Source organism: Helicobacter pylori SA221C, from assembly GCF_000476855.1.
Lineage (GTDB): Bacteria > Campylobacterota > Campylobacteria > Campylobacterales > Helicobacteraceae > Helicobacter > Helicobacter pylori_DK.
Genome location: NZ_CBPT010000017.1, coordinates 19,282 through 28,908, shown reverse-complemented (window position 1 = coordinate 28,908; position 9,627 = coordinate 19,282). Strand labels below are relative to the sequence as shown.

General features: G+C 35.6%; 9 protein-coding genes and 2 pseudogenes. 10 read left to right on the top strand and 1 reads right to left on the bottom strand.

The annotated features are described in order from the left end of the window. Nucleotides 1-140: 140 nt before the first annotated feature. The gene (locus QU01_RS07130) at nt 141-422 is read left to right on the top strand and encodes a hypothetical protein (RefSeq protein ID WP_033763444.1); all 282 of its coding nucleotides are present in this window, start codon (nt 141-143) and stop codon (nt 420-422) included. Between the two features lie 188 nt (nt 423-610). Here QU01_RS07130 and QU01_RS07125 read toward each other — a convergent pair. Beyond that, nucleotides 611-811, bottom strand: a pseudogene (locus QU01_RS07125) (hypothetical protein); the annotation flags it as partial. Between the two features lie 159 nt (nt 812-970). Here QU01_RS07125 and QU01_RS07120 point away from each other — a divergent pair. The 9 genes and pseudogenes from QU01_RS07120 to QU01_RS07080 all read left to right on the top strand — a co-directional run bounded on the left by QU01_RS07120 (nt 971) and on the right by QU01_RS07080 (nt 9,619). Continuing rightward, complete coding sequence (locus QU01_RS07120; protein WP_033763400.1) at nt 971-2,269, top strand: DUF2130 domain-containing protein; 1,299 nt, start codon at nt 971-973, stop codon at nt 2,267-2,269. Between the two features lie 59 nt (nt 2,270-2,328). Continuing rightward, a pseudogene (locus QU01_RS07115) lies at nt 2,329-4,791 on the top strand (AAA family ATPase). A gap of 1 nt (nt 4,792) precedes the next feature. Continuing rightward, nucleotides 4,793-5,704, top strand: coding sequence for a methionyl-tRNA formyltransferase (gene fmt, locus QU01_RS07110; RefSeq protein ID WP_033763188.1), 912 nt, complete (start codon nt 4,793-4,795; stop codon nt 5,702-5,704). After that, a complete protein-coding gene (locus QU01_RS07105; RefSeq protein WP_033763187.1) occupies nt 5,701-6,339 on the top strand; it encodes a biotin--[acetyl-CoA-carboxylase] ligase in 639 nt (212 codons plus the stop codon). The genes fmt and QU01_RS07105 overlap by 4 nt, the downstream gene beginning before the upstream one ends. Nucleotides 6,340-6,344: 5 nt before the next feature. Then, a complete protein-coding gene (soj, locus tag QU01_RS07100; RefSeq protein WP_001874698.1) occupies nt 6,345-7,136 on the top strand; it encodes a chromosome partitioning ATPase Soj in 792 nt (263 codons plus the stop codon). A 3-nt stretch (nt 7,137-7,139) separates the two neighbouring features. After that, nucleotides 7,140-8,012: a ParB/RepB/Spo0J family partition protein gene (locus QU01_RS07095; protein WP_033763185.1), complete on the top strand. Its 873-nt coding sequence runs from the start codon at nt 7,140-7,142 to the stop codon at nt 8,010-8,012. 110 nt (nt 8,013-8,122) lie between these two features. Then, nucleotides 8,123-8,557: a FoF1 ATP synthase subunit B' gene (locus QU01_RS07090; protein ID WP_080248392.1), complete on the top strand. Its 435-nt coding sequence runs from the start codon at nt 8,123-8,125 to the stop codon at nt 8,555-8,557. Between the two features lie 3 nt (nt 8,558-8,560). Further along, nucleotides 8,561-9,076, top strand: coding sequence for a F0F1 ATP synthase subunit B (locus tag QU01_RS07085; protein WP_033763184.1), 516 nt, complete (start codon nt 8,561-8,563; stop codon nt 9,074-9,076). Then, on the top strand, nt 9,077-9,619 hold the full coding sequence (locus QU01_RS07080) for a F0F1 ATP synthase subunit delta (RefSeq protein WP_033763183.1): 543 nt from the start codon (nt 9,077-9,079) through the stop codon (nt 9,617-9,619). The last annotated feature ends 8 nt before the right edge of the window (nt 9,620-9,627 follow it).

Genomic DNA, 9,627 nt, shown 5'->3' with positions numbered 1-9,627 from the left:
CTTTTGATTTTCACAACCTTTCATAAGACCTTGAATTTAATTTTGAGTTTAGATATAATACTTCTTGGTTTGGAAGATTGGTGTCGTTTTGCGATCCGTTTCTCACTCCATAGATTTTAAGATTACAACAGGAGTTTATTATGAGTAAGATAAGTAGCTATCAAAAATTAAAAGCTCAAAACATAGCACTTAAAGCTGAATTAAATGCTAAAGATCAGATCATTGAATCTAAAAATGAAACCCTTAAGGCTAAAGATCAGACCATTAAATCCCAAAAAGAGACCATTGAATCCCAAAAAGAGACTATTGGTGCTTTAAAACGAGAAACTGATATCAAAGATCAACTCATTAATTCTTCAACAGAAGAAAGGCATCGAGATGAAGAGAAAGAGCATAGCAGATCTTGTTTGGGTCTTGAGTAGGATTCTAATTCGGTTCTAGTCTATTGAGACTAGACCAAGAAAGGGGAGGATATATACTTCCACACTTTATCCCTATGTGATGGAGTAAAAATAGATATAGGGAGTTTGAAATATCTCGATAGCAGTGTCATTTTGGCTCAAATTCGGAAATTTGGACACTGCTATTCTTAAATTGAATGTGGTTTTAATTTTATATTTTTGTTCTCATTAGATTGGTTTTGTAAAATAACTTGTTCTAAAAAATGATTGATAAGTAAAGCTCTATGCACCGATGTAGATCTAGGGATAGATACCTTTTGTAATGCTAATGCAAGACTTCTTTCCATCGTATTGTTCTTTAAAACTTGCGCTTTTGGGACAACTTGCAACTGATCGATCATTATCTCAATTGCTTCATTTTCTTCATTTATAATGTAGTTTTTATGCGAAAGGCATTTTTCACCTTGTTTAAAGCCCTATTTTACTGAACTTATTGGATAAAACCTGCTTAAGTTAAATTGATCCCATTCTGTTATAAAATATAAAAAATCAAATCTTAAAGGAAAATCATGCAAGAAAATCAAACCATTCCTTTTAAATGCCCCGAGTGTCAAGCGCCAATTAATGTGAGCGAAGCGCTATACAAACAGATTGAATCAGAAAATCAAAGCCGGTTTTTAGCCCAGCAAAAAGAGTTTGAAAAAGAAGTGAATGAAAAAAGAGTGCAGTATCAAAGCTATTTCAAAAATTTAGAGCAAAAAGAAGAGGCCCTAAAAGCACGAGAGAAAGAGCAACAGGCCAAATTTGATGATGCAGTCAAACAAGCGAGTGCACTAGCCTTGCAAGATGAAAGGGCTAAAATCATTGAAGAAGCCAGAAAAAACGCTTTTTTAGAGCAGCAAAAGGGCTTGGAATTGTTGCAAAAAGAATTAGATGAGAAGTCCAAACAGGTTCAGGAATTGCACCAAAAAGAAGCGGAAATTGAAAGGCTCAAAAGAGAAAATGACGAAGCCGAGAGCCGATTGAAAGCGGAAAATGAAAAAAAATTGAATGAAAAATTGGATTTGGAAAGGGAAAAAATAGAAAAAGCCTTGCATGAAAAAAATGAATTGAAATTCAAGCAGCAAGAAGAGCAATTAGAAATGTTAAGAAACGAGTTGAAAAACGCTCAAAGAAAGGCGGAGTTAAGCTCACAGCAATTCCAAGGCGAGGTGCAAGAATTAGCGATTGAAGAGTTTTTGAGGCAAAAATTCCCCCTAGATAGCATTGAAGAAATCAAAAAAGGGCAAAGAGGGGGCGATTGCATTCAAGTGGTGCATACTAGGGAATTTCAAAATTGCGGGAAAATTTATTATGAGAGCAAACGCACTAAAGAATTTCAAAAAGCTTGGGTGGAAAAGCTTAAAAGCGACATGCGAGAGATTGGGGCTGATGTGGGGGTCATTGTGAGTGAAGCGCTGCCTAAAGAGATGGAGAGGATGGGGTTATTTGAAGGGGTGTGGGTGTGTTCGTTTGAAGAGTTTAAGGGGTTGAGCACGGTGTTAAGAGAGGGGGTTATTCAAGTGAGTTTGGCTAAAAAAAGTCAGGAAAATAAGGGCGATAAAGTGAATCTGCTCTATCATTATTTGACAAGCTCTGAATTTTCTATGCAAGTGAATGCGATTATAGAGGGGTTTGAGCAATTGAGAGCGGATTTAGAAAGCGAAAAACGCGCGATGGCTAGGATTTGGAAAAGCAGAGAAAAGCAAATTGACAAAGTGTTTGAGGGCACGATTAACATGTATGGCTCTATCAAGGGCATTGCGGGTAATGCGATAGGGCAAGTGAAAGCGTTGGAGCTTGGGTATGATGGGGAGGATTTAGAGTGATATAATTTTGTATCTAATTGAGTTGTATAAGAAAAATTAAAGGAAAAGCGAGAAAAAACATGGCGATCAATATCAAAAAGATAAAATCTTTTAAGGCGTTTTGTGGTTTAGACATGATTGAAATGGATGAGTTTAAACACTATAATATCATTTTTGGAAATAATGGGTGCGGAAAAACAAGCTTGACAAGGGCTTTTGAGTTACTGATTCCAAAAAATAAGCACATTGAAAAGTATCGCACCATTTCTGCTGATAAATCCCCAAGCATTGAGTTTGAATGCGAAGATAGAAGCTATAAAATAGAGCCAAATGGCGATATTAGAGTGCCACCCTTTAAGGTTGAAATCTATAATAGTGATTTTCTGCACAATAACGCGCCTTTAAATAGTGAGTTTGGACTTAAAAAACTAGATGATGGCACAATCATTTTAGAAGGCTCGGTTTTAGGCGAAGAAACGAAAGAAATCAATCAATTAAAAGATTGTAGGGGGAAAGTAGAAAAAAGACAAAAGAAAATTAAAGATGAGAACGACTCTGAGAATACCTTAAGCGCTAAGCAAGAAAGTGAAATTAAAAAATATGATAAAGAAATAGAAAAAATACGAAAAAAAATGACTTCAAATACCATTAAAATAACACCAGATGAGATTGGAATAAATGATTTCTGTAAAGTATCAAAGGATAAATTTAAATACCAAGAAGATGCATTAACGGATCTGGAAAAAGATTTTAACAAATTGAATGAAGCCATGAAAAAATTTGATGGTTTAAAAGAAATGGAATTGCCTAAAGATTATCAAACAATAAAAGATAAGTTAGAATTTTTATTTTCCTTTAATATAGACAAAGAGGCGGGGCAAGTTTCAGAGAAAATTAAAGAACATATTAGCAATGTTGGAAGAGAATTTATTGAGAAAGGAATAAAATTACAAAAAGAGATGCCTGATAATGCATGCCCTTTTTGCACTCAAAAAATTCCTAATGAGATTATTCAAGAATATACAAGTTACTTTAATAAGAGCGTTGAAACATTTAATCAACGCTCTTTAGAAATGAGTGGGACTTTAAAAAATATTTTAGACCAATGGAATATAAAGGAAATATTGCAATCATTTGAAAAATTTGAACCTTTCATGAAGAAAGACTTTTCAAAAAATAAGGAAAGTTTAGAAAATGCGTTAGAGCAAATAAAAGTTTTATTAGAAAAACTTCAAAAAGAAGTGGATAAAAAAGAGGGAGCTAAAAATGAGGAAAAATTTCAAAAGATAGATAAAGAATTGTTGGAAATTCAGGAAAATATCCAAAAACATGTTGGTAAGACTAGAAATATTTTAAACCAAAAGAAAGAACAAGAAGAGAAATTAAAAGAATGGAAAACCAAGCTGAAAGAAGCAAGGATTAAAAAGGCTAAACATGATAGCTACGATTGGCAAAAGAGCAAAGAAGAGGCTGAGAGAAAACTATCAGTTTTAGTTAGTAGGAATAAGAGATTAAAATGCCTTTTAGAAAAAATTGACAATAAACTTAAAGAGCTATATGATCAAAAACGCCCTGATATTGAAATCATTAACAACTATCTTAAAGCTTTAAATTTGCCTAAATATTCTTTGAATAAAGACTATAGAATTGTTTTAAATTCTGATGCTTTAGAAAATAGTGAGGCTAGGATGATTTTAAGCGATGGTGAAAAAACCACGCTTGCGTTTGCGTATTTTTTAGCGCGTTTAAAATTGTTTTATAAAAAAGAGAATTTAAAAGATTTAGTTGTTATCATAGATGATCCTATCTCCAGTTTAGATGAGCAAAGGATTTATAACACTTCTAATATAGTGGCAAAAATCAATCAAGAACTAGTAGGGGAAGCATTAGAAAAAGATGAAAAAGCACAAGTCTTTGTTTTAACTCATAATCATACTTTTATGGCGCGCTTAATCAATATGGTAGGCAAACATGCTCGCTATTTCCAACTAGAACGCCATTAAGGGCAGTTAAAGATTGTTTGTAAAAATAAAGCGGTTGGTTATTTTGACACTTTCTACTTGCTTTTATTTAAAGAAGTGTATGCATTTGCGAAAAAAGAAAAAGTGCAAGATGATTGTAATGAGGCGATAAATTATGGGAACAAAGTAAGGATTTTATTGGAAAGTTTTTTAAAGATTAATTTCATTGACTCGTTTCTTGCAAAAAAACATGATGGTGTTTTTAAGGAAGACATGCTTAAACATTTGATAGAAACAGCAAATGAGAAAGTTGAGTTGAATTTTTCAAAACTACCTTTTGATGAGGATAATAATTGCAATATAGAAAATAAAGAGGTGCTTCGTAAAAAAATCTTACATATCGCAAAAGGCTTGCATTTAGATAGTCATGGAAGCGTTGTGGATTTTTTTAGATCTTATAAAATTTCACTTAAAAATGTCCAAGAATTTGCGAAAATAGCTATTAATGCTATGAAAATTTTAAATCCTTATCAAACACGATCTTATATGGGGAGTGTGGATAAAACTAAAAACAAGGAATGACATGCGCATCGTATTTATGGGAACGCCGGGGTTTGCTGAAGTGATCTTAAGGGCGTTAGTTGAAAATAAAGACATAGAAGTGGTGGGGCTATTCACTCAAATGGATAAACCTTTTGGGCGTAAAAAGGAATTGAAAGCCCCAGAGACCAAAACATACATTCTAGAAAATCATTTAAATATCCCCATTTTCCAGCCACAAAGTTTGAAAGAGCCTGAAGTTCAAATTTTAAAAGATCTAAAGCCTGATTTTATCGTGGTGGTGGCTTATGGTAAGATTTTGCCTAAAGAGATTTTAACCATCGCTCCTTGCATCAATTTGCATGCGTCGTTATTGCCTAAATACAGGGGGGCTTCGCCCATTCATGAGATGATACTCAATGACGATAAGATCTATGGCATAAGCACCATGCTTATGGATGTGGGGCTGGATAGCGGGGATATTTTAGAGAGCGCTTCTTTTTTGAGGGAGGAATACTTGGATTTAGACGCTTTAAGTTTAAAATTAGCGCATATGGGGGCAGCCTTACTCCTTTCAACGCTCAAAAATTTCTCTTCCATCACAAAAAAACCTCAAGATCATATGCAGGCTAGTTTTTGTAAAAAAATCACCAAAGCCGATGGTTTAGTGGGTTTTAAAGACGCTAAAAGCTTGTTTTTAAAATCGCTTGCGTTTAAATCTTGGCCAGAAATCTTTTTAGAAAATAACCTTAAGCTTTTAGAAGTGGGGTTGGTGGAGAATGAAAAGAGCCACAATGAAGGCGAGATTTTAGAAATTGATGAAAAAGGCGTTCTTGTGGGTTGTTTGAAGGGTAGCGTGCGTATAGCAAGGTTGCAAGCGGTGGGTAAAAAGCCCTTGAAAGCGAAGGATTATTTGAATGGCAAGCGTTTGAAAGTAGGCGGTATTTTGGCATGAGAAAATGTGAAAAAAGGGTTTTTGATAGCCTACCTTCCACGCAAACCTATCTTTTAGAAAAACTTAAAAGCAATGAACTCAAAGCCCCTGTTTTAGTCTTGGCTAAAAACCAAAGTGCTGGGATAGGCAGTAGGGGGAATATTTGGGAGGGCACAAAAAGCGCTTTGACTTTTTCGCTCGCTTTAAACGCAAGCGATTTGCCTAAAGATTTACCCATGCAAGCGAGCGCTTTGTATTTGGGGTTTTTATTTAAAGAAGTTTTAAAAGAATTAGGCTCTCAAACCTGGCTTAAATGGCCTAACGACTTGTATTTGGGGGGTCAAAAAATAGGGGGCGTGCTGATTAATATTTATAAAGGCATGCGGGTGTGCGGCATTGGCGTGAATAGGGTTTCAACAAAATGGGCATGTTTAGATATTGGCGCGAGCGACGATTGGATTATGGAGGGCTTTTTAAAAAAAATAGAAGAAAATCTTTTTTGGGGGGAAGTTTTAAGTAAGTATGCGTTAGAATTTCACAGAAACGACTCTTTTAGCTTCCATAATGATTGCAATGAAGCGGTGAGTTTGAGAGATGCGGAATTGTTAGAAGACGGCCGCATTTGTATTAAAGGTAAGATTTATGATAGGATGTGAGTATGATGAATGAAATCATTGCAGTGGCTAATCAGAAAGGGGGTGTGGGCAAAACAACAACAGCGGTCAATTTGGCGGCTTCTTTAGCGGTGCATGAAAAAAAAATCTTGTTGATTGATTTTGACCCTCAAGCCAACGCCACTTCAAGCTTGGGTTTTAGGCGCGATAAAATTGATTATGATATTTATCATGTGCTGATTGGCCGTAAGCAAATTTCTCAAGTGATCTTAAAAACCCAAATGCCTTTTTTGGATTTAGTGCCTTCTAATTTGGGTTTGGCCGGGTTTGAAAAAACCTTTTATGACAGCCAAGATGAGAATAAACGAGGCGAGCTCATGCTCAAAAACGCCTTAGAGAGCGTGGTGGGACTTTATGATTATATCATTATTGATTCCCCGCCAGCTCTAGGGCCTCTCACGATCAATTCGCTTTCAGCAGCTCATTCGGTGATCATTCCTATCCAATGCGAATTTTTTGCCCTTGAAGGCACTAAATTATTGCTTAACACCATTAGAATGTTGCAAAAAAGCACGAACCCTAAGCTCAAAATCAGAGGTTTTTTACCCACAATGCATGTCCCTCAGCTCAATTTGACAAAAGGGGTTTTAGCGGAATTGTTCAAGTATTTTGACTCAGAGTTTTTTAGAGATTCAGCTACAGGAGAGTATATTATGATCCCTAAAAGCGTGAAACTAGCGGAATCGCCTAGTTTTGGTAAGCCTATCTTGCTCTATGATATTAAATCTAATGGCAGTATCGCTTATCAAAAATTAGCTCAAAGCATTCTTCAAGGGTAGCATATGGCAAAAAATAAAGTGTTGGGTAGGGGTTTAGCGGATATTTTCCCTGAAATCAATGAAGTGTATGAGCAGGGGCTGTATGAAAGAGCGAATCGGGTTGTGGAGCTTGGTATTGATGAGGTGATGCCTAATCCTTACCAACCCAGAAAGGTTTTTAGCGAAGATTCTTTAGAAGAATTAGCGCAATCTATTAAAGAACATGGTTTGTTGCAACCGGTTTTAGTGGTGAGTGAGAACGGGCGTTACCATTTGATCGCTGGTGAAAGACGCTTAAGAGCGAGCAAATTGGCTAAAATGCCTACGATTAAAGCGATTGTTGTGGATATTGAGCAAGAAAAAATGCGTGAAGTGGCGTTGATTGAAAATATCCAGCGAGAAGATTTAAACCCTTTAGAGTTGGCTAGATCTTATAAAGAATTGCTTGAAAGCTATCAAATGACCCAAGAAGAGCTGTCTAAAATCGTTAAAAAATCCCGAGCCCATGTGGCTAATATCATGCGTTTATTGACGCTCTCTTCTAAGGTTCAAAACGCTCTTTTAGAAGAAAAAATCACTTCAGGGCATGCAAAAGTTTTGGTGGGTTTGGATGAAGAAAAACAAGAATTGATTTTAAATTCCATCATAGGGCAGAAACTCAGCGTGCGCCAAACAGAAGATTTAGTGCGTGATTTTAAAACAAACGCAAACCTTGAAAATAAAAAACCTAGTTTTAAAGAAACTCAAACGCTCATCGCTGAAGATGAATTAGAACGCTTGAATCAAAGTTTGTGGGATCATTACAAGCTTAAAGCCACTTTGAAAGGGAATAAAATCATTTTACGATGTTATGAAAATTCTCTTTTAGAGGCTTTTATGAAAAAAATGATGTCTTAACGCTTGAGTATTCTCAAATTTTAAGCGATTTTTTGTTAAGATAGAGTTAATGTTTTTATAACAAATGCGAGTTTCAAATATTTTGTAGGATTTTAGGAAAGAAATAGGTTATGAATATATCGGTTAACCCCTATTTAATGGCGGTCGTTTTTGTGGTGTTTGTGTTATTGTTGTGGGCGATGAATGTTTGGGTGTATAGGCCTTTGTTGGCTTTTATGGATAACAGACAGGCAGAGATAAAGGACAGCTTGGCTAAAATCAAAACGGATAATGCCCAAAGCGTGGAGATTGGTCATCAAATTGAGACTCTTCTTAAAGAAGCAGCTGAAAAGCGTAGGGAAGTGATAGCAGAAGCGATTCGAAAAGCCACAGAGTCTTATGACGCTGTGATCAAGCAAAAAGAGAACGAACTCAATCAAGAGTTTGAAGCGTTTGCGAAGCAATTACAAAATGAAAAGCAAGTCTTAAAAGAGCAGTTGCAAGTGCGAATGCCGGTATTTGAAGATGAGTTAAACAAGCGTGTGGCTATGGGTTTAGGGAGTTGATGGATGTTTTTAGTTAAAATGGTGTTAGGGTTTTTAATCCTTTTAAGCCCTTTGTGCGCTATTGGATTGGATGTTTCACAAACAGATATTATAGAGCGTTCTTTAAATTTCCTTTTATTTGCGGGGATTTTGTGGTATTTTCTGGCTAAAAAACTGCGTTCATTTTTACGCTCCAAAAGCCTTGAAATCTCCAAACGCTTAGAAGAGATTCAAGCCCAACTCAAAGTGAGTAAAGAAAATAAGAAAAAACTCTTAAAAGAATTAGAGCAAGCCAAAGAAAAAGCTGAATTGATTATTTCTGATGCGAATAAAGAAGCTTACACGATCACGCAAAAATACGAATTGCAAACCAAAATGGATGTGGAAAATTTGATCAAAAATTCTAAGGCGTTGATGGATTTAGAAGTTAAAAAGATCAAAAGAGAGCTGGTTGAAAGCGTTTTTAAAGATCTAAGAGAGAGCAAAAAAGTCTCTTTCAACGTGCAAGATTGCGTGAATATTTTGAAACAAAGGCTTTAAATGCAAGATTTAAAAGTGATCTCTAAGCATTATGCTAAGGCGTTGAAAAACCACACTAAAAGCGATCTAGCGTTATTGGAAGAAATCGTTGTAGGGCTTAAAAATGTAGCAGAAGCCATAAAATTACACAAACTCAACCAGGTGTTAGCCCATGTTTCTTTAAAAGTTAAAAAAGAGGTTGTGTTTGAAATCTTAGAAAAAATAACTTCCACAAAAGCATGTTCAGTTTTAAAGCCTGTAATGGAAGTGGTGTTAAAAAATAACCGGCTTGATGTGTTGGAATTGATCACTGAAGAGCTGTCTTTTGATTCTAAAAAGACTTTAGAAGCCACGCTTTTAGTCCCAGAAAAGCTTGAAAATAATGAACTAGAAGCCGTGCAACAAAAATTGCAAGCGCGTTTTAACGCCCCTGTAGAAATCGCTCAAGACACTTGGTCTAAAAAAGGGGTTTCTTTGAGCGTTTCAAGCCTGGATTTAGAAATAGGCTTTTCTAAAGAAGATATTTTAAAGAAAATAGAAAAACAGGTTATTCAATCTATTTAATCAATCTA